The 24,093-nt window shown below is 64.3% G+C and carries 24 protein-coding genes and 2 riboswitches; of the genes, 14 read left to right on the forward strand and 10 right to left on the reverse strand.

All coding sequences use genetic code 11. From position 1 onward, the window contains the following. The first annotated feature begins 365 nt into the window (after window positions 1-365). From AC1RQI_RS13490 to AC1RQI_RS13510, 5 genes are all read left to right on the forward strand, one after another. Complete coding sequence (locus AC1RQI_RS13490) at window positions 366-857, forward strand: hypothetical protein (protein ID WP_481905185.1); 492 nt, start codon at window positions 366-368, stop codon at window positions 855-857. Window positions 858-967: 110 nt separating this feature from the next. Continuing rightward, window positions 968-1,600: an HAD-IA family hydrolase gene (locus tag AC1RQI_RS13495; protein WP_481905186.1), complete on the forward strand. Its 633-nt coding sequence runs from the start codon at window positions 968-970 to the stop codon at window positions 1,598-1,600. Between the two features lie 319 nt (window positions 1,601-1,919). Then, window positions 1,920-2,477, forward strand: coding sequence for a nicotinamidase (locus AC1RQI_RS13500; RefSeq protein ID WP_481905187.1), 558 nt, complete (start codon window positions 1,920-1,922; stop codon window positions 2,475-2,477). Window positions 2,478-2,491: 14 nt separating this feature from the next. After that, complete coding sequence (locus AC1RQI_RS13505; protein WP_481905188.1) at window positions 2,492-3,826, forward strand: nicotinate phosphoribosyltransferase; 1,335 nt, start codon at window positions 2,492-2,494, stop codon at window positions 3,824-3,826. Next, a complete protein-coding gene (locus tag AC1RQI_RS13510; protein WP_481905189.1) occupies window positions 3,819-5,000 on the forward strand; it encodes a cation:proton antiporter in 1,182 nt (393 codons plus the stop codon). The genes AC1RQI_RS13505 and AC1RQI_RS13510 overlap by 8 nt, the downstream gene beginning before the upstream one ends. Here the strand turns inward: AC1RQI_RS13510 and AC1RQI_RS13515 are convergent. Both AC1RQI_RS13515 and AC1RQI_RS13520 read right to left on the reverse strand, forming a co-directional pair. Next, window positions 4,986-5,546: a DJ-1 family glyoxalase III gene (locus AC1RQI_RS13515; protein WP_481905190.1), complete on the reverse strand. Its 561-nt coding sequence runs from the start codon at window positions 5,544-5,546 to the stop codon at window positions 4,986-4,988. The genes AC1RQI_RS13510 and AC1RQI_RS13515 overlap by 15 nt on opposite strands. Window positions 5,547-5,562: 16 nt before the next feature. Beyond that, window positions 5,563-6,177 (reverse strand): Yip1 family protein, encoded by a 615-nt coding sequence (locus AC1RQI_RS13520; RefSeq protein WP_416632809.1) that lies wholly within the window; start codon window positions 6,175-6,177, stop codon window positions 5,563-5,565. A gap of 178 nt (window positions 6,178-6,355) precedes the next feature. On the opposite strand from AC1RQI_RS13520, the gene AC1RQI_RS13525 reads away from it, so the two are divergent. Next, window positions 6,356-7,087 (forward strand): sulfite exporter TauE/SafE family protein, encoded by a 732-nt coding sequence (locus AC1RQI_RS13525; RefSeq protein ID WP_481905191.1) that lies wholly within the window; start codon window positions 6,356-6,358, stop codon window positions 7,085-7,087. A 31-nt stretch (window positions 7,088-7,118) separates the two neighbouring features. On the opposite strand, the gene AC1RQI_RS13530 is transcribed toward AC1RQI_RS13525, so the two are convergent. The 5 genes from AC1RQI_RS13530 to AC1RQI_RS13550 form a co-directional block, all read right to left on the reverse strand. After that, the gene (locus tag AC1RQI_RS13530; RefSeq protein WP_481905192.1) at window positions 7,119-8,036 is read right to left on the reverse strand and encodes a metal-dependent hydrolase; all 918 of its coding nucleotides are present in this window, start codon (window positions 8,034-8,036) and stop codon (window positions 7,119-7,121) included. A 158-nt stretch (window positions 8,037-8,194) separates the two neighbouring features. Continuing rightward, window positions 8,195-9,151: a metal-dependent hydrolase gene (locus AC1RQI_RS13535; RefSeq protein WP_481905193.1), complete on the reverse strand. Its 957-nt coding sequence runs from the start codon at window positions 9,149-9,151 to the stop codon at window positions 8,195-8,197. Between the two features lie 153 nt (window positions 9,152-9,304). Then, window positions 9,305-10,090, reverse strand: coding sequence for a MerR family transcriptional regulator (locus AC1RQI_RS13540; protein WP_481905194.1), 786 nt, complete (start codon window positions 10,088-10,090; stop codon window positions 9,305-9,307). A gap of 111 nt (window positions 10,091-10,201) precedes the next feature. Next, the gene (locus tag AC1RQI_RS13545; RefSeq protein WP_481905195.1) at window positions 10,202-11,689 is read right to left on the reverse strand and encodes a PepSY domain-containing protein; all 1,488 of its coding nucleotides are present in this window, start codon (window positions 11,687-11,689) and stop codon (window positions 10,202-10,204) included. Next, window positions 11,689-13,623, reverse strand: a complete 1,935-nt coding sequence (locus AC1RQI_RS13550; RefSeq protein ID WP_481905196.1) for a TonB-dependent receptor plug domain-containing protein — start codon at window positions 13,621-13,623, stop codon at window positions 11,689-11,691. Before AC1RQI_RS13550 ends, AC1RQI_RS13545 begins: the two co-directional genes overlap by 1 nt. Before the next feature lie 140 nt (window positions 13,624-13,763). After that, window positions 13,764-13,978, reverse strand: a riboswitch (cobalamin riboswitch). A 79-nt stretch (window positions 13,979-14,057) separates the two neighbouring features. Then, window positions 14,058-14,267: riboswitch (cobalamin riboswitch) on the forward strand. Window positions 14,268-14,313: 46 nt separating this feature from the next. Here AC1RQI_RS13550 and AC1RQI_RS13555 point away from each other — a divergent pair. From AC1RQI_RS13555 to cobJ, 6 genes are all read left to right on the forward strand, one after another. After that, complete coding sequence (locus AC1RQI_RS13555) at window positions 14,314-15,411, forward strand: cobalt-precorrin-5B (C(1))-methyltransferase (RefSeq protein WP_481905197.1); 1,098 nt, start codon at window positions 14,314-14,316, stop codon at window positions 15,409-15,411. After that, window positions 15,408-16,178, forward strand: a complete 771-nt coding sequence (locus AC1RQI_RS13560) for an ABC transporter ATP-binding protein (RefSeq protein WP_481905198.1) — start codon at window positions 15,408-15,410, stop codon at window positions 16,176-16,178. Before AC1RQI_RS13555 ends, AC1RQI_RS13560 begins: the two co-directional genes overlap by 4 nt. Beyond that, window positions 16,175-16,948: an ABC transporter permease gene (locus AC1RQI_RS13565; protein WP_481905199.1), complete on the forward strand. Its 774-nt coding sequence runs from the start codon at window positions 16,175-16,177 to the stop codon at window positions 16,946-16,948. The genes AC1RQI_RS13560 and AC1RQI_RS13565 overlap by 4 nt, the downstream gene beginning before the upstream one ends. Window positions 16,949-17,163: 215 nt before the next feature. Then, a complete protein-coding gene (locus AC1RQI_RS13570; protein ID WP_481905200.1) occupies window positions 17,164-17,796 on the forward strand; it encodes a precorrin-8X methylmutase in 633 nt (210 codons plus the stop codon). A 5-nt stretch (window positions 17,797-17,801) separates the two neighbouring features. Then, window positions 17,802-18,560 (forward strand): precorrin-2 C(20)-methyltransferase, encoded by a 759-nt coding sequence (locus AC1RQI_RS13575; protein WP_481905201.1) that lies wholly within the window; start codon window positions 17,802-17,804, stop codon window positions 18,558-18,560. Next, window positions 18,557-19,303 carry a precorrin-3B C(17)-methyltransferase gene (gene cobJ, locus AC1RQI_RS13580; protein ID WP_481905202.1) on the forward strand — a complete coding sequence of 249 codons (747 nt, stop codon included), beginning with the start codon at window positions 18,557-18,559 and terminating at the stop codon, window positions 19,301-19,303. Before AC1RQI_RS13575 ends, cobJ begins: the two co-directional genes overlap by 4 nt. A gap of 100 nt (window positions 19,304-19,403) precedes the next feature. Here the strand turns inward: cobJ and AC1RQI_RS13585 are convergent, their stop codons facing one another. Further along, window positions 19,404-20,198 carry a cobalt-precorrin-6A reductase gene (locus AC1RQI_RS13585; protein WP_481905203.1) on the reverse strand — a complete coding sequence of 265 codons (795 nt, stop codon included), beginning with the start codon at window positions 20,196-20,198 and terminating at the stop codon, window positions 19,404-19,406. 21 nt (window positions 20,199-20,219) lie between these two features. Between AC1RQI_RS13585 and cbiE the strand changes: the two genes are divergently transcribed. Further along, the gene (gene cbiE, locus AC1RQI_RS13590) at window positions 20,220-21,509 is read left to right on the forward strand and encodes a precorrin-6y C5,15-methyltransferase (decarboxylating) subunit CbiE (protein ID WP_481905204.1); all 1,290 of its coding nucleotides are present in this window, start codon (window positions 20,220-20,222) and stop codon (window positions 21,507-21,509) included. Further along, on the forward strand, window positions 21,506-22,261 hold the full coding sequence (gene cobM / locus AC1RQI_RS13595) for a precorrin-4 C(11)-methyltransferase (protein ID WP_481905205.1): 756 nt from the start codon (window positions 21,506-21,508) through the stop codon (window positions 22,259-22,261). Before cbiE ends, cobM begins: the two co-directional genes overlap by 4 nt. A gap of 15 nt (window positions 22,262-22,276) precedes the next feature. On the opposite strand, the gene cobG is transcribed toward cobM, so the two are convergent. Then, on the reverse strand, window positions 22,277-23,554 hold the full coding sequence (gene cobG, locus AC1RQI_RS13600; RefSeq protein WP_481905206.1) for a precorrin-3B synthase: 1,278 nt from the start codon (window positions 23,552-23,554) through the stop codon (window positions 22,277-22,279). A gap of 56 nt (window positions 23,555-23,610) precedes the next feature. Next, window positions 23,611-24,018 carry an acyl-CoA thioesterase gene (locus tag AC1RQI_RS13605; protein ID WP_416632792.1) on the reverse strand — a complete coding sequence of 136 codons (408 nt, stop codon included), beginning with the start codon at window positions 24,016-24,018 and terminating at the stop codon, window positions 23,611-23,613. Window positions 24,019-24,093 lie beyond the last annotated feature (75 nt).

Here is a 24,093-nt window from a genome sequence, read left to right on the forward strand (position 1 = left end):
CAGGATGGAGAGCGGGTGGACGATCAATCTGACAGGAGCGCCGCCTGATGGTCATACACCAGATTTGACAATAACTCGTTTTCATTTGGGAAGAAGGTCTCCCCTTCGAGCCTTATCGATCCTATTGTATCTGCTGTAAATAAGTCTAACACTGATTCTGGCAGGGTTTTTGGAGTTGATGAAGACGGCTTGGATAGAATAATAAAAATACAAAACAATCCAGATAATTTTGGCGAGTACGATTATGACGAAGTTGCCACCCATATAAACAATCTGGATGTATCTGACTTTAAGAATAGCTGGATTATAAAGAGTTTAAGGGATGTTTGTGAAAATCATAAGTCGATTTTCAAGGCGAAGATTAAATGACATTAAGGCTCCTAGTATGCGCTTTTCTGGCGACCTTTGCGGTGGCATGCATTGAGTGGCTGGCCACTGATCCGAGCGAGCTGGTTTTGTTTTATGAAAAGCACTTAAGGGGTAACTTATTTGCAGGATTCTTAACTGTTGGCGGTTTTTTGCTTTCGCTAAAGACATTTATCCTCATAAAGCTGAAAGAAAATGTGTACGACCACGAAGAATATAGAAAAATATATAGGGAGCAGAAAGAGTTAGACTCATCGCTCCAGCTATATGACCCGTTGAAAAACCTGAGTGATTTCCTGTTTTGGTCTGTGCTATCAACAATCGTTGCGGCTGTTGCGCAGCTAACCATTGGGTTGTTTGGAAACTATTGGCTTACTCTGGGCTCTCTATGGCTTTCTTTTTTTGCGCTTTCCATTCTGATTGTTTCGCTTATTTTGATTAAAGGAAGCCTCAACGACTGGTTTAACTTCATAAACCATGCGGATGAGTAACGGTACAACAAGTAGTTGCAGTTCGTTCCGGCCCTGCGGGCCTCCACCGGACCGGTTTTCCGTTGCACTCCAAACCGGCCGCTGAACATTAGCGTTATCCAAAAAGAAACATGTCAGACATCTGCGTAATCTTCGACCTCGACGGGACACTCGTGGATAGCGAGGGGCTCTGCAATCAGGCATTTCTGGACCTTCTGCCTGATCTGGACGATACGTCTGATTCACTCACCGCTCGTTACCGCGGACTGAAACTGGCACACATCCTGGAGGATTTGGAAGTTAGGCGGCAATGTGCGCTGCCGTCAGACTTCGAACGCCGATACCGTGAGCGAGTAGCTAAGCTGTTCGCGAGGGACCTGAAGGCCACGCCCGGTACCCATGAAATGCTCTGTAATCTTCGCTTTGCCAGATGCGTGGCTTCGAGCGGACCGGAACCAAAAATCGTTGACGCTCTTCATACAAGTGGGTTGTGGCCGCACTTTGGCGACAGGATATACAGCTCCTATGACGTCGGCTCTTGGAAACCAGATCCCGGGCTTTTCCTGCACGCCGCCCAGTCGATGGGGTATGCACCTTGCCGATGCGTCGTGGTCGAAGATAGCGAAGTTGGACTAGACGCAGCTTCGGCGGCGGGGATGCGAGCGCTTCACTACTCACCGGGGACCACGCCAGGTGAGGAGGAAGCTGATAGCGTATTCTCGCACATGCTTGAATTACCTGGACTTCTCGCACGTTTCGGCTAACATTGAGATGCAGCGGACGTGCCGAAGTGGCACACCACTGATCTGAGCGTTGAGACTATAGGAAAAGTCACAGCGACGGACAGAAACGCGCATGTGTGCGAAATTTGGCTTTGCACAGTGCATGAATCGCTGAAGATTTTGCGAGAGCGCACGATTTTCGGTACAGAAAATAACCACATCTGGGGCTCGGATAAGGGGCCAACCTTTTCCTGCAGTCTCGTTACCCCAATCGTCTCCAGCGCCAGCTGAACGCTTGATTCACCACCGCGCTGCACCCATAGTCGGGAGATGGCATACCTTCAGCTGGTAGGAGGCTGCAATGACCCCGTCCTATGCGAGTGACGACGCGCTCATGATCGTGGATGTCCAGAACGATTTCTGCCCTGGTGGTGCGCTGGGGGTCGAGGACGGTGATGCGGTGGTGCCGGTGTTGAACCGTGCGATCGAGGCCGCCCGCCAGGCTGGTGTTCCCGTTGTGGCCTCGCGGGACTGGCACCCGGAGCGTCACAGTAGTTTCAAACCCCAGGGCGGACCCTGGCCGCCACACTGCGTCCAGGAAACCGAGGGTGCGGCCTTCCATCCGGATCTGGCCCTCCCCGAGGATGTGCACCGGGTCTCCAAGGGGACCTTCGAGGCGGAGGACCAGTATTCCGCGCTGGATGGTACCGGCCTTGGGGACTGGCTCCGGCATCAGGGCGTGCAGCGTCTCTGGGTTGGCGGCTTGGCCCTGGATGTGTGCGTGCGGGCTACGGTGCTGGATGCGCTCAAGGAGGGCTTTGCCGTGAAGCTGATGCAGGAGGCCACCCGACCAGTAGACCCCGACGGTGGTCGCCAGGCACTGGAGGCCATGCGCGACGCTGGCGCCGACATTGTCTGACGCCGGGTGCGTTGATGTTGTTGACTGACCTCTACGAACTCAGTATGGCTCGCGTCTATCAGGCGGAGGGCCTTAACGGCGACGCCGTATTTGAACTCTTCTTCCGGCGTCTGCCGGACGATCGGAACTATGTACTCAGTGGCGGCCAGACCCAGGCGCTGCAGGCACTGCTGGATTTCCGTTTCACGCAGGAAGAGCTTGATTGGCTGGAGAGCCTGGGGCGCTTCCCCCGGCATTTTCTGGAGTCACTGGCCCCATTGCGGTTCACCGGGGATGTGGACGCCATTCCGGAAGGCCGCGTGGTGTTTCCCAGGGAACCCGTGCTGCGGGTACGGGCGCCGCTGATCCAGGCCCAGCTGGTCGAGACCCTGCTCCTCAATACCGTGCATGCCCAGAGCGTACTGGCGAGCAAGGCCGCGCGCGTGGTGGATGCCGCCGGGGGCCGGCCGGTCATGGACTTTGGGGCCCGCAAGGCCCATGGTCGTGAAGGTGCCATGAACCTGGCGCGCGCCGCCTGGATCGCGGGCGCGGCGGGCACCTCCAACGTGGAGGCCGGGCGGGAGCTGGCGATTCCGGTGCTCGGGACCATGGCGCACAGTTTTGTGCAGGTGTATGGCAACGAGGAGCAGGCGTTTCGCGCCTTCAGCCGCTACTGGCCGGAGACGACGTTGCTGGTGGACACCTGGGACACGCTCAATGGCGTGGATCGGGTGATTGAGCTGCTTCGCGGTGCCGGCGAAGGCGAGAGGCCTGCTGCGGCGGTACGGCTGGATTCGGGGGATCTGCTGGAACTGGCCCAGGCAGCGCGGCAACGCCTGGATGCCGCCGGTTTCCCGGATGTGAAGATCGTTGTGTCGTCGGGCCTGGATGAGTATGCCATCCGGGACCTGGTGGCAGCGGGCGCGCCCATTGATGGTTTTGGCGTGGGCACTGAATGGGCGGCGGTTTCGGACGCGGCGAGCATCGACTTTGCCTACAAGCTGGCGGAGTACAATGGGCAGCCGCGGATCAAGGCATCCAGCAACAAGAGCACCTGGCCGGGGCCCAAACAGGTCTGGCGTCATCTAAAGCAGGGGCGGATGATGGGCGATACGGTGGCAGCGGCCGATGAGCCGGCGCCGGAAGGAGCTGAACCCCTGCTGCAACCGGCAATCCGGGCTGGCGAGCCGTGCAGCGGTGCTTTGCCAGCGCTGCGAGCGGTACGTGAGCGCGCTGCCGGGGACCTGGCGGCCCTGCCGGAGGCGATCCGCTCGCTCTCTCCGGCGGCTACCCCTTACCCGGTTGCCATCAGTGATACGCTCGAAAGCCGCAAACAGCAGCTGATCAAAGCCTATTCCGCCCATGCCTGATCCAGGCGCCGCAGCCATCAATCTGCTGGTGCTCGGGCTCCTTCTGACGCTGAGCGTCCTGGCGGATGTCGTGGCCACCCGCACACGCCTGCCACGGATTTCGCTGCTGGTATTGATTGGTGTGGCGGTGGCTGCCTTTCAACAGGGGGTGCTGGGCTATCCCGAAGCCCGCCCACTGGGCGATCTGAGTGAACCCTTGATCAACGTGGCCCTGGTGATGGTGGCCTTTCTCCTGGGGGGCGAGCTGACACTGGAGCGCTTGCGTGCCACCGGCTCCGTCATTGTGGTGCTGTCACTGAGTGTGATGGCACTGGGGGTGGCTGCTGTGGCCGTGGGGCTTCTGGCGATTGGTTACCCCCTGGCACTGGCGGTGTCATTGGGGGCCATCTCGGTGGCGACGGATCCGGCGGCTGTGAGCGAGGCCATCCGTGAAACGGGACGGGAAGGGCTCCAGGCCCAGGTTATTCAGGGCATTGTCGCGATCGACGACGCCTGGGGCATCATGGTGTTCGGCTTGGCCATGGCGGGGCTGGGGTTTCTGGTTTCCGGCGATGGCAGCGCTGCGCTGCTGGAGGCGGGCTGGGAGCTGGGGGGAGCGGTTGTGGTCGGCGTGGTGCTTGGCCTGCCAGCCATCTGGCTGACCGGCAGGCTCAGGCCGGGTGAGCCCACCCAGTCCGAGGCCCTGGCACTGGTGTTCCTGATTGCCGGCCTGTCCCAATACCTGCACCTGTCGTCGTTGCTGACCGCCATGGTGGCCGGTTTCGTGATCGTTAACGGCTCCTCCCACCATACCCGTTCCTTCGCGGAAATTGAGCACATTGAGTGGCCCTTCCTGGTGTTCTTCTTCGTGCTTTCCGGAGCGAGCCTGGAGTTTGCGTATCTGGGATCAGCGGGCGGGTTGCTTCTGGCCTACATCGGACTGAGGGTCCTGGGGCGCTATGCCGGTGGGCGCCTGGGCGTTGCGGTGCTTGGGCGGCGGGGCCAGGGGCTGAGCCCCGGCATCGGGATGGCGCTCACGCCCCAGGCAGGCGTTGCCATGGGGATGGCGCTGCTGGCGGCGGAACGCCACCCCGAGCACGGCAGCCTGGTTGTGGCGACGGTGGTCACCTCTACCATTGCGTTTGAGCTGCTGGGGCCCGTCTTCGTTAAGCGGGTGGTCTCAGCCGCCGGGTAGCACCATGGGAGCGGCCACCTCATCGCGCTTGGCCTGGCCGCACAGGTGCTCAACCAGGGTAAGCGCGAATGCAAGGGCCGTACCCGGTCCCTGGCTGGTAATGCAGTGGCCGTCCACAACAACGCTTTCACTGACCCGGCTCTGGTCGGAGAGCCGGTCCTGGAAGCCGGGGTGGGCCGTGGCAGCATGGCCTGAAAGCAGCCCGTTGGGCTCCAGTGCCACGGCAGGCGCCGCACAGATGGCGCCATAGAGCCGGCCCGCCTCTGTCTGAGCCTGCAGCATCGCCACCAGCGCCTGGCTTTCCCGCAGGTTCTGCGCCCCCGGCATGCCGCCAGGCAGGGCGATCAGGTCGAAATGCTGGTCGCGACAGTCCGTGATCAACGCATCCGCCGTGATGCGGGTCTGGCGGGCAGCGGTGATGGTGGCCTCCGCATGCACGCTGGCCACGGTCACCGCCACGCCGGCCCGGCGCAGCACATCAATAATGGTGACGGACTCAATGTCTTCGCTGCCGTTGGCGATGGGGACCAGTGCGGTTTCGGCCATGGCTCCTCCTTACTGGTTACAGGGTTGCTTCAATGAAGGTGGGGCCGAAACCGAAATTCCACAACAACCCGGTGGTCGCCAGGGTGCTGACCAGCAGCACGAGGGCAAGGGTGAGGATGCCGCCGCAGTACACCATGGACTGTTCCTTGCTCATACCCATGACCACGGGAACGCCCTTCCACATCAGCCAGGCGCCGTAGCAGGAGGCGGCCAGAAGGATCATGGCGTTGCCCCAGGGGTCCGGGTAGAGCAGGGTGATGCCAGCGATGTACATGGGGGTCAGCGAGTAGGCCACCAGCGCCAGGGCGTTGTTACCGTTCTTCGCTTTTTCCGCGCCAAAGGTGGTGGCCATCCAGTTGATGCCATAACCCAGGGCGAAGCTGCCCGCCAGGATCGCCATATAGGTCAGGATCACCAGCTGCATGGCGCTGTCGGGTGTCAGCTTGATGAGCCGGTCACCAATGGTCCAACCGGTTTCCACGGTACCGATGTAGGCGGCCACTGGGCCAATGGCGGCCAGCACCACGATGTAGAGCCCATAGATCACCATCGGGGTGGGTTTTTCCTGTTTGATGGCGGCCCATTCCGTCTCGGGGCGGAATAGCATGCCAATCGCATGGTTGAGGATCATGACGCAGTTCCCTTATTTGTTGTTGGTCGAGCAGGGCCAGGACGGCCCGGAACCCTTCCAGTGTAATACACAGAATTGACAGTGCGTGAAGCCGCTTCTCATCGCATTGCGTTATATCAAGACACGCACGGAAACCGGGGTTTGTTAGACTGCCCCGCTCATTGCAGAGGAGTAGCGGATGATGGCGGAACTGGCACTGCATCAGATCCTGCTGGCAAATCTTGTGGTCCTGGCCGGCGCCTGCCTGCAGGGCGTGGTGGGTTACGGCGTCGGCACGCTGTCGGCGCCGCTGTTGTTCCTGATCAGTCCGCTGCTGGTGCCGGGGCCGTTAACGTTCAATGCCACGCTGCTGACCGTGATGATGCTGGTGCGCAACCGCCTGGCCGTGCGGGTACGCGAGGTACGCCTGGCCATAGGGGGTGGGCTGTTGGGCACCTGCCTGGCGGCGGCTACGCTCATGGCGGTATCGCCCGATGGATTTGAGCTGATCTTCGGCACCCTGATCCTGGTGGCCGTGGGCCTGAGTGTGGCCGGCTGGCGCCCCCGACTGAGTGCCCGCAGCAGTGTTTTGGCAGGGCTGGCGTCCACCTTCATGGGCACCATCACCGCCGTGGGTGGGCCGCCCATTGCCATGATCTACCAGAACGAGCGCGGTCCCCTGGTGCGGGCGAACATGTCGGCGTTCTTCCTGTTTGCCAGCCTGATGAGCCTGACGGCACTGGCGTTTTCCGGCTATCTGGGGGCGCGCGAGTGGCTGCTTTTCGCCGTCACCTTTCCGGGCGTGATCGCCGGTTTTCTGCTTTCCGCCTTGTTCGTCGGGCGTATCGAGGGCGAGCGGTTGCGCGGGTTGATCCTGGGCGTGGCCGCCCTTGCCGGGGCGGCGGCGCTGGTTCGGGGCCTGTTCCTGTAGGAAGCAGAGCCGTGGCCGGGGTGGCCCGGTCTCAGGACTCCCCGGCCTGGGCTGCCACGGCTTGCTGATAGGCGTTTTCGGCGGCTTCCGCCAGCTCGTCCAGCCCCTGGAGATGGCGGCTGTTGTCCTGCTGCCAGGGGTGGAAGCTGTACTTGAAGTATTCCAGCCAGGAAGGGATCTGGCGGCGAAGCAGGCCGGGCCGCCCCAGCAGGGTGTTGAGCACCCTGAGATGACCCCGCCAGCCCTCGCGCTGACAGGCCTCGCTGGCGGCGCTCATTTGCAGGTAGAAGCGGGTGACGTTGCTCCAGAACAGCGTCGTGGCGCGCAGCATACCCACCACCCGGTGCGCGTAGGCTTGCGGGCCGCGCCCCACGCATTGCTCCCAGACGTCGTAGCAGACGGATTTGTGTTCCACCTCTTCCATGGCATGCCACTCCCACATACGCCGGTAGTCCGCCTGGGACCCTTCCAGGATCTCCGGGTGGTCCAGCAGGAAGCCACCCATCAACGCCGTGAAGTGTTCGAGGGCGATGGTTTCGCACAGCTGGTCCTGGCGGCTGCCGTGTTTCTTGAACCAGTCGAGCATCCGGTGCACCTGCTGGTCCAGGCGCCCGGCGGGCAGGCCGGCCTCGTCCATGAGCCGGTTGTACTCGGCATGCTCGCGGCTGTGGTAAGCCTCCTGAGCGATGAAGGCGGAGGCCGCCCGGCGCAGGTCCGGATCCGGGATTTCGTCGCGGTAGGCGCGCACGGCATCAATGAACAGCCGCTCGCCGGCCGGGAAGAACAGCGACAGGGTGTTCATGAACTGGCTCAGGTGCGGGCCCATGGCGTGCCAGTCGTGGATGCGCTCCCTGGGGGGCAGGAAGTGGAGATCCCGGCGCTCGGGGATGACCATGGTGGCCTGGCTTTGGGCCCCTTGATGCTGGTCGTTGGCGGCGATTGTGGCCATGGCGCGCCTCCCTTTTGGGTGGGTTTCCAGTCAATGTAACCCTGGTCGGAAACAGGGCAAGGCTGAGATGACACGGGGGTGTGTCACGGCGGTGAGGGGGACCAAAAAGGGCCCGGAAAACCGGGCCAAAGGGGTAGGAGCCGTTGCAGTCCCGAAGGTTAGTGGTGAGTAGGATGAGGGTGATGGTGGCCCTGTTCCTGCCCTGCCAGTGCCTGTTGGTAGGCCTGTTCGGCCTCGTCCGCCAGGTCGTCCAGGTGCGTGAGATGGTGGCTGTTGTTCTGCTGCCAGGGGTGGAAGCTGTATTTGAAAAATTCCAGCCAGTCAGGGATCTGGCGACGCAGGACGCCCGGTTTGCCGAAGAGGGTGTTGAGCACGCTCAGGTGGCCGCGCCAGCCTTCCTTGCGGCAGGCCTCGCTGCTGGTCACCATCTGGAAATAGAAGCCCACCACCAGCGGCCAGAAAATGGCGGTGGCGGCGGTCATGCCAAAGGCGCGCTTGAGGTAGGCGGTGGGTCCCCGTCCGATGCACTTTTCCCAGACATCAAAGCACACCGCCTTGTGCTCGACTTCCTCCATGGCGTGCCATTGCCACATCCGCCGGTAGTCTTCCTGTGAGCCATCCATCACTTCGGGATGGTCCAGCAGGAAACCGCCCATGAGCGCGGTGAAGTGCTCCAGGGCGATGGTGGCGCTGAGCGGTACGCTCTTGGGCGTCCGCTCCTTGAGGAAATCCAGCAGTGACCAGACGAAGGCGTCCAGCTTGTCCGCCGGAAGCCCTTCTTCCTGCATGAGCTTGTTGTACTCAATGTGTTCCCGGCTGTGCATGGCCTCCTGGCCAATAAAGGCGGTGGCGGCCTTCTTGAGGTCCGGGTCCGGGATCTGGTCGCGATAGGCGCGCAGCGCATCAATGAACAGCCGCTCGCCGGCCGGGAAGAACAGCGACAGGGCGTTCATGAACTGCGTCATGTGTGGCCCCTGGGCGTGCCAGTCGTGGATGCGCTCCTGCGGCGGCAGGAAATGCAGGTCACGCCTTTCGGGCATGACCATGCTCTCTTCGGCCGGGCCCTGAATGCTGTCGTGCGTTTCGTGATCTTTGGCGTCGGTTGCAGCTGTCATGGTTGCGCCCTCCCCTTGATGATTATCAGCTTTCAACACTGTCACATTGATGAAAGTTACAGTATTCAATGTAACAGTATTCAGGGGGGCAACAAGGCTGAGGTGACGGGTGAGGGCGTCAGCCGGGCCAATCGTGGCGTTTGGTCAGGGGTATTACCCGGAGTTGTCCTGGGATTCGGGCAGGTTGAGGTGATCCAGGATGTAAGCCAGGCGGTCGCCCAGGTGGCGGTCCGCCGCCTTCTGCATGGCGCGCGCCACCTCCGGCAGTACCGCCATTTCCACCAGCGGCCGCAGGCGCCAGATGAGCTGCGCCATTTCTTCGGATTCACCGGGCGGGGGCATCTGCTGGCCGTACTGGCTGAAGATGTGGCGCTCGACCAGCTTCACCATCTCCTCCGCCGCCTGCTCGACGTTGTGGCGCAGGTAGGCCACCACATCCAGCATGTCCTCCAGTGGGATGCCGGCCTTGGCCAGCTCCGAGCCGGCGTGCAGGATGCGCGGGCTGGGAATCCGGTAGCGCCGGCCTTCGGGGATGATCAGTTCCAGCTCTTCAGCGCGCTTGAGCGCGGGGCCCATGAAGATGCTGCCGAAGCGCTGGACCAGTTCGCGCTTGGTGAGGTATTCGGGCAGTTCATCCGACCAGGGGCTGACCACGGCTTTCTCCAGGCCCAGGATGTGCTCGATGCCGTTGCCCTTTTCCCAGCTCTCAACCAGTTCCGCGATGTTGTTGAGGGTATAGCCACGCTCAAGCAGCCGCCCAATAATGCGCAGCCGCGAGAGGTGGGTCTCGCTGTAGATGCCTTTGCGGCCCCGGCGTTCGGGCGGCGGTATGAGGCCGCGCTCCTGGTAGACCCGGATGTTGCGGACCGTCATGCCGCTGGCGCGTGCCAGTTGATCGATGGAAAACTCGCCGGATTCCTGATTGCCGCTCTGCGCCATGGGGCGGTCTCTGCCCGTTTCATGAGTGAAAACGGCATTTTAGCGCGGAAGCAGGGGAAAGAATAGCGCCATCTCACCATTGTGTGATGGCGCTGTGGTTAGTTGAAGGGCTCAGCGGCCGCGCTGGCGGCGCCACAGATAGCGGACGGACAGCCAGGTGGCGCTCAGACAGAGCAGGGTGCCACCGCTCAACAGCGCCAGGACCAGGGCATACCAGGCGACGCTGCCAGGGTTGAGTACCGGGAAGTCCAGGCTGTGCAGGCCATTGTAGAGCCAGCGGTTGAGCCGGGTGAGCGGCGTTGAGTGCTGGAGCACCCCACCGGTGGCCGGATCAATGTAGAGACGGGCGCCGTCATCATAGGTTGCGCGGTAGACCGGCAGGGTGGGTTGTTCCCCGCCAATACGGGCCGCCCGGCCTGCGTAGTAGTAGGCGTCGTATGCGTTCTGTTCCTGGAAGGCGGTTAATTCACTGTCCGCGGCCTCGGCGGCCTCCCTGACCCGGTTTGCCGGCAGGTTGCCGTCCTCTCCCACGGGAGCGGCGGCCTGCGAGGCGGGGTACAACTGTTCGGCCCCGCTGGCGTCCATGGTGCGGTAGTAGAGTTGACCATTGAACCGGTGCAGTTGCAGCTCGCGGGGTGTGGCGCCTGCAAGTCCGCCAACCTGTGCTGGGGCACTGGCCTGCTCATGGGTTGCCGGGCTGCTGTGGCCCAGGTGCTGCCCCAGTGCCGGGTCCCGGTCCGCCGAGGTCCAATAGAAGGGGCTCATCGACAGCAGCCCGCTGAACACCCAGGTTGCCGCCAGTGTGCCAAAGGCCAGACCCAGGTAATGGTGCCACCGGAACAGCCCCTGGAAGGGACTGACGCCGCCCCGGCGCTTATTCCGGCGCATCAGCATGAGCCCCAGTATGAGGCCACTGAGGGTGGCCAGGGTCCCGATGCCGGAAACCCAGAGCACGACCTGGCGCCAGACGCCGCTGAGCTGGCGCAGCTGGGTCGGGTAGATCCAGTGGATAACCGGGCCGGCGTAGCCCCAGACCCGCTCATGGAAGGTGGTGCTGTGGATGACTTCGCCGGTAGGGCTTGAGAGGTACAGATGGGTTCCGGCGTCATCCGCCAGTGCCACGCGCCAGAGTGGCGCCGGGGCGCGGACGTGGCTGTTGACCGTCCACTGATCCGGCCCATCCAGCCGCGTGACCGAGGCCACGGCGGCACCACTGAGTTCACGTGCCCGCTTACGGGCTTGTTGCCGGTTCAGTGGTGGCGCGGGTTGGCCGGTGTCGGCGAAGGCGCTGCGCCATTGCCCTTGGGCGTCCATGGCATGGATCCGGGGGCGCTTGCCGGGCTGGTTGATCCGCAGGGCCGCGGGTTCTTCCAGATTCAGCGCGGCCAACGCCCTGGTGGGCGTTGCCGCGAGCTTTCCCGGGTCCATTGGGGCGAGCCACGCCATGCGATCACTGGCCGGGGTCCGTGGGTAGCCCTCGAACATCATGACGATGCCCGAGGCGAACCACAGCAGCAGGATCAGGCTCATCCCGAGCCCGAGGTAGCGGTGAACCGGGATGAGCCAGCGCAGGGTCCGTTTCTTGAGCCGGCTCGCCATCAGAAGCTCCGGCTGTACTCAAGCTGGACGTTGCGGGGCGGGCCCAGGGTGTCCTGACGGTACGGCTCGCCATTCGGGGGCGTTACCTGAGCGACGCCGTTGGCGTACTGCTGATCCCTCAGATTCTCCAGGCGCAGGGTGACCCGGTTAGCGCCATCGGCTCCGAACTCACGCCAGGCACTGGCGCTCAGCAGGGTGTAGTCGCCGTAGGACTGCTTGCCAATGTCCGCCGTGCTTGTGGTCACGTCGCCGGTGTGGCGGGCATTAAGCTCCCAGCCCTGATTGTCGCCCTGCCAGCTGAGCGTGGCGTTGGCGTGCCATTCGGGGATGCCGGCGATTTGCTCATCGCTGCCACCTTCCCGCGCATCGGCCCAGGTGGCGTCCAGATCCAGCTGCCAGCCACGGTCTCCGCCCAGGTTGAGAGCGGCCTCAGCACCGTGGACCCGGACCGTCTGGTTGCTGTTGGCGTACTGGCCATCATCAACCTTGATGAGGTTGTCGATCTCGCGGTAGAAGCCACCCAGTTGCCATTTCACGGGGTTGCCGATGTGACCGGTCAGCGACACATTGCTGTTGATGCTCTCCTCCGGTTCCAGGTTTTCATTCCCGGCCGGGAAGTCCTCGTCAATCACGAACATCTCAAAGGCCGAGGGCAGCCGGAAGTTGGTGCCCACGCTGGCTTTCAGGTGGAGGTCTTTGGGGAGCGGCTGCTTCAGGCTGATGTTCCAGATGCTGTGGTCATCGGCGAAGTTGGAGTGGTTGTAGCGGGCGCCCAGGGCCAGGTGGGTACTGGGCGAGAAACTCAGGTGGGGCCGATACTGAACAAAGCCCGCCGTAACGGCCTCAGTCTTGCCGTCAATGCGCAGCGAATAGTCCTCGCCCTGATAGCGCTGGTAATCCACGCCGCCCAGAAGCTGGGAGCCGCCATCCGTGGTGTGGCGACCGGTCAGATTGACGCCATAGTCATCGAACCCCCATTCGGCCCGATCGTTAATGAGGTTGACGGTGCCGTCCTTGTCCATGCTCAGGCGGGTGTAATCGGTCCACCAGTCGTGCCAGTAGGCTTTGACGAAATAACCGTTCTGCTCATTCACCTGATGATCCCATTTCAGGGAAACAATGTTCTCATCGCGGTCGTTAACGGCCTTGAAGTTGCTGTTGCCCCGGGGAAAGTCGGCTTCCACATCGTTGCGGACCACGAGGGCGTTCAATGACTTACCTTCGCCCGCATCCAGCAGGTAGCGGCCGCCGTAGGAGCTGCGGGTGAAACCACGCTTCTGACGCCGGGCGCTTTCAAGCAGCTCACTGTCCCGGTAGGGGCGGTAGCCGTCCGAATGGTCGTGTTCGCCAAATACCAGCCACCGCCCGTACTCGTTGCGATTGCTGACATGGCCGGCAAGGCGGCGGTCGCCCAGTGATCCGAGCGCGCCGGTGATGTTGCCCCCGGAGTCCTTTTCGGGCTTACGCAGGACAATGTTCACAACTCCGGCCACTGCCTGGGTGCCGTAGAACAGGCCCTGGCCACCTTTCAGGATCTCGATGCGCTCGACCATATGGGTGCTGATGGAGTCCAGTGGCGAGGTGCTGCCGAAGAGCCGGTTGTTGATGCGCACCCCATCCACCAGCCAGAGCACATCCTCGCTACGCGAGCCCTGGATGGAAATGCTGGCGTAATCACCGCGGCCGGTCTTGGGATTCAGGTAGAGCCCCGGTACGTTACCCCGAAGAGCCTGGCCAATGTCGCTGACACCGGTCCTGTCGAGTTCTTCACTGTCGATCACTTCCAGTTCAGCGCCGTAGTCGGATAACTCCGAGGGCAGGGTTTCCTCAAGGGCAGACCCTTGAACCACCAGCTCATCGAGCGCCATGTGGTGATCAGCGGCGAGCGCCGATACTGGGGATAGAAGCGTGACTAGTAGGCATAATCGTTTCATACAAGGTCTCCATGCACTGCACATTAGCGATGGAGCCCTCACGTGGGCGCAGGCCGACAGGCGGGGTCAGCGGTGGTGCAACCGGTCCGTTGGCGGCCCGAATACCTCAGTCGCGAAGGCTCGGCTTCCGGGCCACCTTTGATGGGGCCCGGGCTTCGGCAGGTCTTCGGACTCAGGGGCGGGCGCCCAAATCGGGCGCAGGCCTTGGATCACAGCTTCCCATCCGGTCTGGACAGTGCCTGGGGGTAGCCCCCTGTGATCCTCGTTCCCCAATACCGCTGCGCGTCAGTCCCGGAGTCTCACCGGGTTCCCGTGCGCTCGTTATGGAGCGCTGACCGAAGCGCTGGGGAGGCTAGGGCATCGTGTGACGGAAGTCAAAAACCGTGGATGAGTTGGTGGCGGTTTGACCAGGGTGCCCCGATCCTCTAGGATTCACCCCTCTTTCGTCCCTGGGTGGCCGGCGTTTGTTCAGATGCCGGCTGAAACGGGAACCCGGTGAGACTCCGGGACTGCCCCCGCAACGGTGAATGCTGGGCGCGGATCATCCCTGCCACTGTGATGGCACCATCATGGGAAGGCGATCCGCCCGAACCGGTCCAGGTTCCAGCATGAGTCCGGAGACCGGCCCAGGGGAAACCATCGCGTCAGTGCGGGCGGCACGGCGGTGAAGCGCCCACGACTCAAGCCACCATGCGTCCTGAAACCCCAGAGCACAATGGCCCCCTGCGTCAGGGCCTCTCAACGGGAGCCTGCGCCACCGCGGCCTCGGTTGCGACCGCCCGTGCGCTGCTGGCCGGGACCGAGGACCGTGGCGTGCGCATCCGCCTGCCGCGTGGCCAGGAGCCGCTCATGACCATTGAGGACCTGAATGTCACTGGTACCAGCGCCACCGCTGGCGTGATCAAGGATGCGGGCGATGACCCGGATGCGACCCATGGCGCCCGCCTCTGGGTCCGCCTGGAGCTGGTGGGTGAGCCGGGGGTGCGGTTCCAAGCGGGCGAGGGGGTCGGAACCGTGACCCGTTCGGGCTTGCCGGTGGCCGTGGGCGAGCCCGCCATCAACCCGGTGCCCCGGCGGCTGATCACGGAGCACCTGGAAGCGGTTGCCTCGGACGCCGGCTACGAGGGGGGCTTCCGCGTAACCGTGGGCATCGACGGCGGCGAGGCCATCGCCCGCAATACCATGAACCCCAAGCTGGGCATTGAAGGGGGCCTGTCGGTGCTCGGCACCACCGGCATTGTGCGTCCCTTCTCCTGCTCCGCGTTCATCGCCTCCATTCACCAGTCGGTGGATGTGGCGCGCGCCAATGGCCTCACCCATATTGCCGGTTGCACCGGTGGCACCAGCGAATCGTTCATGCGCTCCCATTTCGGCCTTGAGGAAGGCGCCATTGTGGAAATGGGGGACATGTTCGGGGCCCTGCTCAAGTATCTGAAAAAGCACCCGTTGCCGCGCGTGACGCTCGCCAGTGGCTTTGGCAAGCTCAGCAAGTTCGCCGCTGGTGAGCCGGATACCCACAGTGCCCGCTGCGCCATCGATTTTGATTTCATCGCCGACCAGGCCCTGGCCGCCGGTGCCGGCACGGAACTGGCTGACTGGGTCCGCACCGCCAATACCAGCATCGAGGCACTGGAAGCCTGCCAGCAGGCAGGCGTTCCGCTGGGCGATCGGGTGGCGGGCATGGGCCTGGCCCGGATGCGTGACTACCTCCCTGATAACCCGCACCTGACGGTGTGCGGCGTGAGCCGCCGGGGCGAACTGATCGGCTTTGCCGAGGGGGTGGCATGAGCGCGGCCATTGAACTCCAGGGACTGCGCAAGACCTACAAAGGGGGGCAGGCGGCGCTGGACGGTGTGGACCTGAGCGTCGAACGCGGTGCCTTCCAGGGCCTGCTCGGCCCCAACGGCGCGGGCAAGAGCACCCTGATCGGGCTAATGACCGGGCTTGTACGGATCGAGGCTGGCTCCGTGCGGCTCTTCGGCCACGATCCGGAGCGCGACCCCGTTGCCGCCCGCCGCCGGGTGGGGCTGGTGCCCCAGGAAGTGAACTTCAACAGCTTCGAGCCCATCAACGAGATCATCGCCACCCAGGCCATGTACTACGGCCTGCCCCGCCGCCGTGCTCGCGAGCGTACCCGGGCGGTCCTTGAGCGCGTGGGTCTGCTGGAGCGCGCCGAACGCAAGCCCTGGGGCCTGTCCGGCGGCATGAAGCGCCGGCTGATGATGGCCCGGGCCCTGGTGCACGAACCGGAACTGCTGATCCTCGATGAACCCACGGCCGGGCTCGATGTGGAAGCCCGCCGCGACACCTGGTCGCTGCTGCAGCAACTCAATGCCGGCGGGACCACTGTGTTGATGAGCAGTCACTACCTTGAGGAAATGCGTGACCTCTGCCAGACCGTTGCCGTGCTCCGGGAAGGGCGCCTGATCGCCAACGACACGCCCGAATGCCTTTTTGGCGCCGACGCTGGCAGCGGCACCGGCGACCAGGGCCTGGAAGCCCGCTTCCTGCGCCTGCTCGAAGGCGGCGAACCGGGTGAGGAGGCATCGCCATGAACGCCGCCATCCTCTGGAACGCCTACCAGGGCCTGGTCATCAAACAGGTGCGGCGCTTCCTGCGTTCCTGGGTCCAGAACCTGCTGCCGTCCGTGGTTACCGCCACGCTCTTCATGGTGATCTTCGGCCATTTCGTGGGGCGCGACCTTGGCCAGGTGGGCGGCGCCCGCTACGCGGATTACCTCATGCCCGGGTTGGTGCTCTTCGCCGTGGTCACCAATGCCTACAACAACACCACCCTGGCGTTCTTCGGGGCCCGCCTCCAGCGCCATATTGAGGAGATGCTGGTTGCCCCCATGCCGGCCTGGCTCATCGTTGCCGGTTTCGCCACCGCTGGCGTGCTGCGTGGGCTCATGGCCGGGGCGCTGGTTCTGATGGTGGCCTTGCCCATGACGGAGCTCGAGCTCCAGCACCCGGGGGTAGGCCTGATGGTGGCGGTACTCAGCGCCCTGCTGTTTGCCTTTGCGGGCCTGCTCAATGGCATCTTTGCCCGCAGCTTTGACGACACCTCGGTCATCGCCACCTTCCTGCTGACGCCGCTGATCTATCTGGGCGGCGTTTTCTATCCCATCGACCGCCTGCCTGCCCCCTGGGACACCGTCTCCCTGGCCAACCCCATGGTCTACATCGTGGACGGCTTCCGTTACAGCCTTCTCGACGAGGGGACCATCGGAGGTGGGTGGACGTTTCTGGTTCTGCCGGTGGTGACGGTCATTACGGGGGGCGTCGCATGGTGGCTGGTGGCAAGAGGTGTACGAATCAAGCCATGAGTCAGGTAAACGTGGACACAAGAATGTTGGTTGGTTGCCTGAGCGAATCGGGTAGTGCTTTCCGGGAAACGCTGTAAATACATCCCTGTACGCTGCTCTTCCGCCATCCATGGCTCCAGAGCTTCCCGGAAAGCACTACCCGATTCCCTCATTTTGAGCATTTAGGTATCGCTGCCCGAACAGGACATGACGATTGAACATAGAGAGACGATGTAATGGACGAACTCCATGATTACGAAAAGGACGGCGCCGCCATCTACCGCGCCTCCTTTGCAACCATCCGCAACGAGGCGGATCTGTCAGCGGTGCCGGCGGATCTCGAGAAGACCGCCGTTCGCCTGATCCATGCCTGCGGCATGGTGGATCTGATCGAAGACCTGGCGTTTTCCCCGGACGCGGCTGGGGCGGCCAAAGCCGCCCTTCAGGCGGGCAAGCCCATCCTCTGTGACAGCGAGATGGTGGCCCATGGCGTGACCCGCAAACGGTTGCCGGCGCATAACGACGTTATCTGCACCCTGCGGGATGAAGGGGTGCCAGACCATGCCGCCGCAATCGGCAACACCCGCAGCGCCGCCGCCGTGGATTTCTGGAACGAGCACCTGGAGGGCAGTGTGGTGGCGATCGGCAATGCCCCCACGGTCCTGTTCCACCTCCTGAACCGGCTGGCCAATGGGGCGCCACGCCCTGCCGCGGTGCTCGGCTTCCCGGTCGGGTTCATCGGTGCGGCGGAAAGCAAGCAGGCACTGGCGGCTACCGCCAACCTGCCCTTTATCACAGTCCATGGCCGCCGTGGCGGCAGTGCCATGGCGGCGGCGGCCGTCAACGCCCTGGCCAGCGAAACGGAATGACCATCATGAATGACACAGCGACCCAAACCGGGACCCATGGCTACGGCCACCTCTATGGCATCAGCACGGGACCTGGCGATCCGGAACTGATCACCCTCAAGGCGGCCCGGCTGCTGGCCGAGTGCCCTGTGGTGGCCTATTTCTGCAAGCGCAGCGGTGCGGGGCGAGCGCGGACCTCCTGCGACGCCCATATTACCGCCGAGCATGAGGAGCTGCCCCTGGTCTACCCGGTGACCAACGAGATCCCCCATGGCAGCCCGGAATACCGTCAGCAGATTGAGGATTTTTTCGAGCAATCCGCGGAGGCGGTTGCGCAACACCTCAGGGCCGGGCGTTCGGTGGCGGTTCTGAACGAGGGCGACGCCTTTTTCTATGGCTCTTTCATGCACATCTACCTGCGCCTGAAGGACCGGTTTGACAGCACCGTGGTCCCGGGCGTGGGCGCCATGATGGCCGGGGGTGCGTTACTGCCGCACCCGCTGATGATGCGCGACGACCAGCTGCGGGTCATCCCGGGCACCATGGATGAAAAGGCCCTGCGGGCCAGCATTGATCCGGAGCGGGCAACGGTGATCATGAAGGTGGGCACCAATCTGCCGCTGCTCCGGCGCATCGTCACGGACCTGGGGCTTGAGGACCGGGCCTGGTACGTGGAGAAGGCGAGTATGCCGGAGGAGCAGGTGATGCCGCTGGTGGAGGCACCGGACGGCAAGGCGCCTTATTTCTCCATGGTGCTGATCCCCGGGCCGGGGGTGCGGCTATGAAACGGCTGGACGTGATTGGCGTGGGGCCGGCGGGCCCGGATTGGGTGACGCCGGAGACCCAGGCCCTGATTGACGAGGCCACGGATCTGGTGGGCTATGAGCCCTACCTGGACCGGCTGGCGTCGCAGCGCCACCGGTGCCATCCCTCCGACAACCGGGAGGAGCTGGAGCGGGCTGTTGAGGCGCTGGATCTGGCGGCCCAGGGGCGTCGCGTGGCGGTGGTCTCGGGAGGGGATCCCGGGATTTTCGCCATGGCGGCCGCGTTGTGCGAGGTGCTGGATTACCAGGCCCGCCCTGAGTGGGCGGACATCGAGTTTGAGGTGCATCCGGGGGTGTCGGCGCTGCAGGCGGCTGCGGCCCGCGTGGGTGCGCCCTTGGGCCATGATTTCTGTGCCATCTCGCTGTCGGACAACCTCAAGCCCTGGTCGGTCATCGCGAACCGGCTGCAGCTGGCGGCCCGGGCGGATTTTGCCATGGCCTTCTACAATCCGCGCTCTTCAAGCCGGACCTGGCAGCTGGGCGAGGCGCTGTCGATCCTGCGGGCGGAGCAGCCGGGGGAGACGCCGGTGGTGTTCGCGGCGGCGATCGGGCGGCCGGATGAGTGGGTGCGGATGACGACGCTGGCGAAGGCGGATCCGGCCGAGGTGGATATGCGGACCGTGGTTCTTGTGGCGAATGCTCGGGGGCGGTATGTGCGGCACGGGGATCGTTGGTTTGTTTACAGTCCCCGGGATTATTCTTGACGCCTCGAATGACAGGAGCCGGGGACTCCTGAACGGGAATCGCCACGAGTACATCCATGTAGGCTGCTCTTCCGCCATCCATGGCTCCAGAGCTTCCCGTTCAGGAGTCCCCGGCTCCTGTCTGATACGCCTCGATAACCTTTAGCGCCTGTTCCAGCCATTGTGTGACTTCTTCCGGAGACTGAAAGGAGTGGGTGGCTGGTGGGAGTGGCGGCCGGTCGATGATGATGACCGGGATGCCGGCTTCGCGGGCGGCGTCGAGTTTGGGGCGGGCGGCCTGGCCGCCGGAGTTCTTGGTGATGAGGGCGGCGATCTGGTGGTTGGCAATGAGCTGGCGCTCGCCTTCAAGCGTGTAGGGGCCACGGTCTTCGATCAGGGTCCATTGATCGAATGACGGTTCCGGCTCCGGGGCGTCCACGCAGCGGACCAGGAGGTGGCGATCGGGGATGCCCTCGAAGGCCGGGAGGCTGGTGCGGCCCGTGGTGAGCCAGAGGGTGTCGCCCGGGCCGGTCAGTTCGGTGGCCTTGCGGGCCGCTTCATGAAGGTCGGCCACCGGGTGCCAGTCGTCGCCGGATTGGGGTGCCCAGGGTTCGCGTTCCAGCCGGCCCAGGGGCAGGTCGAGTTCCTGGCAGGCGATGGCGGCGTTGTGGGACATCTCGGCGGCGAAGGGGTGGGTGGCGTCCACCACGGCCGCGATGTCGTGCTCCATCAGCCATTGCTTGAGCCCTTCAATGCCGCCGAAGCCGCCCCGGCGGGTGGGCAGGGCTGGCGGCAGGGGGCGGCGCGTGCGGCCCGCGAGTGAATACGTGGGGTCCAGCTCCGGCTTGTCCAGGAGCTGTTCCGCCAGTGTCATGGCGTCGCGGGTGCCGCCGAGGATCAGGATGCGAAAGGCCATGGGCAGTTGCCGGAGTTGGGAATGGATGAGAAACACGATTATACAGTGAGCACCACAGACACGTCTTGCCCGGAAACGCCTGAACAGCGTTGGCTGAGCGTTGTGGGGCTGTCCGAAGCCGGCTGGGATGCCCTGGGCGGGGCGGCCAGGGCAGCGGTGAGCCAGGCCGGGGTCGTGATTGGCGGCGAGCGTCATCTGGCGCATCTGCCGCCCGTACCGGGCCAGCAGCGCGAGCCCTGGCCCTCGCCGTTCAGTGAGGGGATTGAGCGGATCCGGCAGTGGCAGGGGCGGCGGGTCTGTGTCCTGGCCAGTGGTGACCCCTTCTGGTATGGCGTTGGCGCCACCCTTGCCCGCCACTTCCCTACGGCGGTCATGGACTGTCATCCCGGCCCTTCCGCCTTTTCTCTGGCGGCGGCACGGCTGGGCTGGGCGCTGCAGTCGGTGCATTGCCATTCGCTGGTGGCGCGGGATCCGGACCGGTTGCGGGCCGTGCTCGCGCCCGGGCGGCGGCTGTTGGTCCTGAGCAATGATGAACAGAGCCCTGGGACGGTGTGCCGGCTCCTGGTCGACAGTGGCTATGGCGCGAGCCGCGTTACCGCGCTGGAATCACTGGGCGGCGCCGGGGAGCGGCTGGTTACAACAACCGCCGAGGTCGGGTTCCCCCATCCGGTGGCACGGCTGAATACAGTGGCCATCGAGTGCGATACAGCGCCGGCATCGCCTCTGGCCCGGGTGCCGGGACGCCCTGGCGAGGCTTTCATCCATGATGGCCAGATTTCCCAGCCCGAGGTCCGGGCCGTGGTGATGGCATGGCTGGCGCCGCGTGGCGGGGAGCACCTATGGGATCTGGGAGCCGGTTCCGGGGCCGTGGCCGTGGAATGGCTGCTGGCGGATCCGGCCAATCAGGCGACCGCAGTGGAGCGGCGACCCGAGCGTGCGCGCAATATCCGCGACAATGCGCGCCTTCGGGGCGTAGGGCAACTGGCGGTGCGGGAAGGGGATACGGTTGAGGTGATGCCTGAGCTCGCGACCCCGGACGCCGTGTTCATCGGTGGCGGTGCCAGCGGCGAGGGCGTGATCAAGGGCGCCTGGTCCGCCCTGCGAGCGGGCGGGCGCTGTGTGGCAACGGCGGTGACGGTTGAAGGGGAGGCGGCACTGGTGGCCGCCCAGCGGCGGTACGGGGGGCAGTTGACCCGCCTGTCCGTGGACCGCACGGAACCATTGGGCCGTTTCAACGGCTGGACCTCGGATCGACCCATCACCCTCTGGGCCGCCACAAAACCCGAACAAGCAGGGGAAGAAACGCAATGACAGTACACTTTATTGGCGCCGGCCCCGGCGCCCCGGATCTGATCACGCTGCGGGCGCGGGACCGTATTGCCGCCTGCCCGGTCTGCCTCTATGCCGGCTCCATCATCCCTGAGGAAGTGCTCGCGCACGCGCCGGCGGATGCGCGGCTGGTGAATACCGCCTCCATGGCCTTGAGCGACATCATCGCCACCATTCAGGAGGCCGATGAGCAGGGCATGGACGTGGCACGCCTGCATTCAGGGGATCTGGCCATCTATTCGGCGGTGGCGGAGCAGCTGCGCCAGCTCAGGGAGCTGGGGATCGCCTACGAGCTGACGCCCGGGGTCCCCGCGTTTTCCGCGGCAGCAGCCGTGCTGGGCCAGGAGCTGACGCTGCCCGGTGTTGCCCAGAGCCTGGTGCTCACGCGCACCCAGGGGCGTGCCTCCTCCATGCCGGAAGGCGAGACACTGGAGGCTTACGCCGCCACCGGCACCACGCTCTCCATCCATCTGTCACTGCATACGCTGGATTCGGTGCTGGACCGGCTGATCCCGTTTTATGGCGCAACCTGTCCGGCGGCCGTGGTCTTCCGCGCGAGCCGTCCGGACGAGGAGGTGCTGCGGGCGCCACTGGGGCGGCTTGCGGACGACCTGGAGCGCATCCCGGAGAAACGCTCGGCGTTGATCCTGGTGGGGCCCGCACTGGGGGAGACGGATTTCTGCAACAGTGCGCTCTACGATCCGGCGCATCACCGCCTGTTCCGGGACACCTGAGACGGTCCCTCAGGCTCAGGCCAGGGATTCGTTAAGGGCCCGCAGGGCGGCGGGCACCTCCTCGGGCAAGAGCCCAGTGGCGATCCGGTGGCTCTCGTCATCGGGCAGCGCGTGGTCGTTGCGCACCAGGTCGTAGCGCCCCTCGCGGGCGACCAGCACCACAGGGGCCTTGCCGGGATGGGCGCAGCCCTTGGGGCAGCCGGAGACATGGATGGGGGTGCGGCCATCAAAAACCTCTGGCACCTGTGCCGCCCAGTCCAGCGCGTGCTGGCGTGTGGCGGTGGTGCCCGAGGCGCAGCCGGGGGTTCCCGGACAGGCGATGGCTGACAGCCGCGGGTCGTCCGGGCTATGGATCAGTTCCGGGGCCTGCGGCAGGCGCTGGCTGGAAGCGGCCCCATGGGGGAGGATCAAGCGCCGCTGAGGGGTAATCCCCAGGGGCTCGCCCAGGGCCTCCAGCTCATCAGCGATGAGCCGCGCCGTGGCTGTGCTCAGGCATCCCAGGGCAACGCCCAGTACAGTCCCGACCGGTGTTGGGCCGGGCCCTGATTCCGGTGGTGGCGCCGGCAAGGTGCCGTGGTTGTGCTCAAGGGAGCTGATGCCCGTGAACGCCGTTGTGCCATTGGCCTCCAGCAGGGCCCGCATACGCCGTGCCGGGGTGATCAGCCGCTGACGCTCGTCCAGAAACATCCAGGCCAGAGTCACCAGTACCTCGACGACCCGCGACGGGCAACAGCTGCCCACGACATGGGCCGTGGAGGCGGTGCCGGCCAGCCCCATGCGGTACCGGAGGCCGTCCGGCGTGGCAACGGCATCGGCGCGGATATCCCCATCAGTACCGGCCAGATGGGTCAGCCCCCCGCCGTTGAGCACAAAGCGGAACTTGGCGGGCAGCGCCCAGAGGGATTCATCATTGGTGATCCGTTGGTCCAGGGCGCGCGCCAGGGGTGCGGGGTCGTCCAGGGCCCCCGGGTCGCGGTCGGCGCCCGCGCTGCACTGGATATTGCGGGCCGCCTCGGCCGCCGCCGGCTCCGTTGCCAGCCCGGCGGCCACCAGTGAGCGCGTTGCCTCGGCTTCCGTGGCCTCATCGAGGCCGCGGAGCTGGAGGTTGCCTCTGCCGGTGATCTCAATCAGGCCAGTGCCGTACTCGTCCGCAAGATGGGCCACATGCCGCAGCGCCGACGGCGTGAGGCGGCCGTCGACCAGGCGGATCCGGGACAGAAGGCCGTCGCCGCTGCTCATGGGGTTGCCCGCGGAGGGGCAGGCGCCGCGGCGGTAGTGGTCAGGGATCGTCATGGGCCATGTCGGGTCTGGGTACAGGAATGGTCAGGATAGAGTGAATACCGCAGGCGCTACAACTTCTGTTGCGGCTGTGGCACCTCCCGGATGCGGCCGTGTTCATCAATCGCCACGCTCACGAACTGGGCTTCCGTGACCTTGCGGGCGTGCTGTTCGGTCTGGTCGCGCGTCCAGACCTCCACCTGGATCTTCATGGAGCTGCTGCCAATGTCTTCCAGGTGGGTGTAAAACGCGACCTCGGCACCGAGGCGCACCGGCGAGAGGAACTCCATGCCCTCAATGGCCACAGTGGCCGTGCGCCCCCGGGCCAGTCGGCCGGCGGCGGTGGCGCTGGCCAGGTCCATCTTGTTGACCAGCCAACCGGCGTAGATGTCGCCGTTGTTGTTGGTATCGGAGGCCATGGTGACCAGTTGCAGCGTGAGCTCACCACGGGGTTGGGGTTTGTCCGGCTGTGTTTTCATGGGCGTTGTCCAATGCTTCAATCAGTAGACTTTGGGCGCCAGTATAGTCAGTTCAGTGGCATTTGCGATGTGGTA

This window comes from Salicola sp. AFF1 (genome assembly GCF_056783195.1).

Bases quoted from the DNA above. Each gene is read 5' to 3' on its own strand.
- AC1RQI_RS13490 (WP_481905185.1), top strand. From the start codon at position 366: ATGACATTAAGGCTCCTAGTATGCGCTTTTCTGGCGACCTTTGCGGTG.
- AC1RQI_RS13495 (WP_481905186.1), top strand. From the start codon at position 968: ATGTCAGACATCTGCGTAATCTTCGACCTCGACGGGACACTCGTGGAT.
- AC1RQI_RS13500 (WP_481905187.1), top strand. From the start codon at position 1,920: ATGACCCCGTCCTATGCGAGTGACGACGCGCTCATGATCGTGGATGTC.
- AC1RQI_RS13505 (WP_481905188.1), top strand. From the start codon at position 2,492: ATGTTGTTGACTGACCTCTACGAACTCAGTATGGCTCGCGTCTATCAG.
- AC1RQI_RS13510 (WP_481905189.1), top strand. From the start codon at position 3,819: ATGCCTGATCCAGGCGCCGCAGCCATCAATCTGCTGGTGCTCGGGCTC.
- AC1RQI_RS13515 (WP_481905190.1), bottom strand. From the start codon at position 5,546: ATGGCCGAAACCGCACTGGTCCCCATCGCCAACGGCAGCGAAGACATT.
- AC1RQI_RS13520 (WP_416632809.1), bottom strand. From the start codon at position 6,177: ATGATCCTCAACCATGCGATTGGCATGCTATTCCGCCCCGAGACGGAA.
- AC1RQI_RS13525 (WP_481905191.1), top strand. From the start codon at position 6,356: ATGATGGCGGAACTGGCACTGCATCAGATCCTGCTGGCAAATCTTGTG.
- AC1RQI_RS13530 (WP_481905192.1), bottom strand. From the start codon at position 8,036: ATGGCCACAATCGCCGCCAACGACCAGCATCAAGGGGCCCAAAGCCAG.
- AC1RQI_RS13535 (WP_481905193.1), bottom strand. From the start codon at position 9,151: ATGACAGCTGCAACCGACGCCAAAGATCACGAAACGCACGACAGCATT.
- AC1RQI_RS13540 (WP_481905194.1), bottom strand. From the start codon at position 10,090: ATGGCGCAGAGCGGCAATCAGGAATCCGGCGAGTTTTCCATCGATCAA.
- AC1RQI_RS13545 (WP_481905195.1), bottom strand. From the start codon at position 11,689: ATGGCGAGCCGGCTCAAGAAACGGACCCTGCGCTGGCTCATCCCGGTT.
- AC1RQI_RS13550 (WP_481905196.1), bottom strand. From the start codon at position 13,623: ATGAAACGATTATGCCTACTAGTCACGCTTCTATCCCCAGTATCGGCG.
- AC1RQI_RS13555 (WP_481905197.1), top strand. From the start codon at position 14,314: ATGCGTCCTGAAACCCCAGAGCACAATGGCCCCCTGCGTCAGGGCCTC.
- AC1RQI_RS13560 (WP_481905198.1), top strand. From the start codon at position 15,408: ATGAGCGCGGCCATTGAACTCCAGGGACTGCGCAAGACCTACAAAGGG.
- AC1RQI_RS13565 (WP_481905199.1), top strand. From the start codon at position 16,175: ATGAACGCCGCCATCCTCTGGAACGCCTACCAGGGCCTGGTCATCAAA.
- AC1RQI_RS13570 (WP_481905200.1), top strand. From the start codon at position 17,164: ATGGACGAACTCCATGATTACGAAAAGGACGGCGCCGCCATCTACCGC.
- AC1RQI_RS13575 (WP_481905201.1), top strand. From the start codon at position 17,802: ATGAATGACACAGCGACCCAAACCGGGACCCATGGCTACGGCCACCTC.
- cobJ (WP_481905202.1), top strand. From the start codon at position 18,557: ATGAAACGGCTGGACGTGATTGGCGTGGGGCCGGCGGGCCCGGATTGG.
- AC1RQI_RS13585 (WP_481905203.1), bottom strand. From the start codon at position 20,198: ATGGCCTTTCGCATCCTGATCCTCGGCGGCACCCGCGACGCCATGACA.
- cbiE (WP_481905204.1), top strand. From the start codon at position 20,220: ATGGATGAGAAACACGATTATACAGTGAGCACCACAGACACGTCTTGC.
- cobM (WP_481905205.1), top strand. From the start codon at position 21,506: ATGACAGTACACTTTATTGGCGCCGGCCCCGGCGCCCCGGATCTGATC.
- cobG (WP_481905206.1), bottom strand. From the start codon at position 23,554: ATGACGATCCCTGACCACTACCGCCGCGGCGCCTGCCCCTCCGCGGGC.
- AC1RQI_RS13605 (WP_416632792.1), bottom strand. From the start codon at position 24,018: ATGAAAACACAGCCGGACAAACCCCAACCCCGTGGTGAGCTCACGCTG.